General features: G+C 62.6%; 1 protein-coding gene and 1 pseudogene. Both read right to left on the bottom strand.

The window, feature by feature from the left end; all coding sequences use genetic code 11:
- Window positions 1-31: 31 nt before the first annotated feature.
- Entirely contained in the window at window positions 32-700 is a 669-nt protein-coding gene (locus tag ACIA8E_RS41940; RefSeq protein WP_399307373.1) for a transposase, read from the bottom strand.
- Window positions 701-1,147: 447 nt separating this feature from the next.
- Window positions 1,148-1,336, bottom strand: a pseudogene (locus tag ACIA8E_RS41945) (IS3 family transposase); the annotation flags it as partial.
- Between the last annotated feature and the right edge of the window lie 98 nt (window positions 1,337-1,434).

The raw sequence follows: 1,434 nt of genomic DNA on the forward strand, positions 1-1,434 counted from the left end.
ACCCGGTCCGAAAGACGCTCACCAGATGACTTCAGCTGACCCACTCTCGGCATACCACCAACAACGACCAGATTGCACCTAAGTTACTGGTATTGGCCTTAGCCTCGCCGTTTCGGTTGGGCTGAAGCGGCGTCGCCGATGACCAACTGTGGGGCGGCCGCCCGGCAAAGACCGTCCCACCGCCATCCCAGCCCGCTACACTCTCCACTCCCAAGCCGTTGACCAGCGCTAATGAAGAAGTCCGGCTGGAGTGGCTGAATTTGGTGAGTTGGTCGGCGAGAGAGTAGAGGATCTCGTCGGGGGTCTTGGTCCAGGTGAACGGCTTCGGGTTTTCGTTCCAGGTGTCGATCCGGGGGGGGGTGATGTCCTTCTCCAGGGCTTTCACGGAGGTGTGGAAGCCGCGGTGGATGAGATTGTCGGTCAGCAGGCCGAACCTCCGCTCGACCTGGTTCATCCGGGAAGAGCCGGTCGGGGTGAAGTGGACGTGGAAGCGGGGGTGTTTACCCAGCCGCGTCTTGAACTCGGCGGTGTTGTGGGTGGCGTAATTGTCACAGACCAGGTGGACGTCGAGTCCGGTGGGCACGGCCTTGTCGATCCGGATCAGGAACTTCTTGAACTCGATGGCGCGGTGGCGGCGGTGCAGTTCCGATATGACGGTGCCGTCGGCGATGTTGAAGGCAAAACGCCCGCCGCTCAGCAGTCAGGCCCCCACCCTCCGCATCCCACCGGCATACCTCAAGGATCACCAACAGTCACCACCCGACGACAACGCGAAAGCCTCGGCATTTGTAGACCTCTGGCATGACAAGATCGCTTTGTCCTTTTCGAGAGTGTCGTGCAGAAGACCCGCGCAGCCCACAAGGCTGGTATCGATGGGGCAGTGATGCTGCCCGATGGATGCGCCACGGGCACTTAGGCAACGTGAGGCAGCTACTGTCGAGGACGTAAGTTGTGGGGCCGATAGCGGCTTCCCCCCACAGACGCCACATGCGGTAGCCCCCGTATCCGGCATGTGGCTGAGGGCCTGGAGGTGCCGCGCCTCCAGGCCCTCTGTGTGCCACGGGTGTGGTGGCAACGGCGAGGCTAACTAAAGTGTGCGGCATGGTGTGAGCTTGTTCCGCTTTGACGGACACCATTGATGTGGTGGTCAGGCTGCGAGTGCGGTCTCGTACTCGGCGGGGCTGAGGTAGCCGAGGCTGCTGTGCAGTCGGTGCAAGTTGTACCAGCCCTCGATGAAATCGAAGATCGCGGTGCGGGCGGCGGCCCGGCTGGGCCAGGCGGCGGTGCCGAGCAGTTCGCGTTTGATGGTCGAGAAGAACGACTCGGCGAGTGCGTTGACGCTGATCGGAAAATTGAATCTCCCGGAGGGCAGGCGGCAGCATCCGGGCCGCTTGCGGACCGGATGTCGGGGTGGGGTCGGTCAGGCAACCGTGG

Origin of the sequence: Streptomyces sp. NPDC051664 (genome assembly GCF_044453545.1) — a bacterium.
GTDB lineage: Bacteria > Actinomycetota > Actinomycetes > Streptomycetales > Streptomycetaceae > Streptomyces.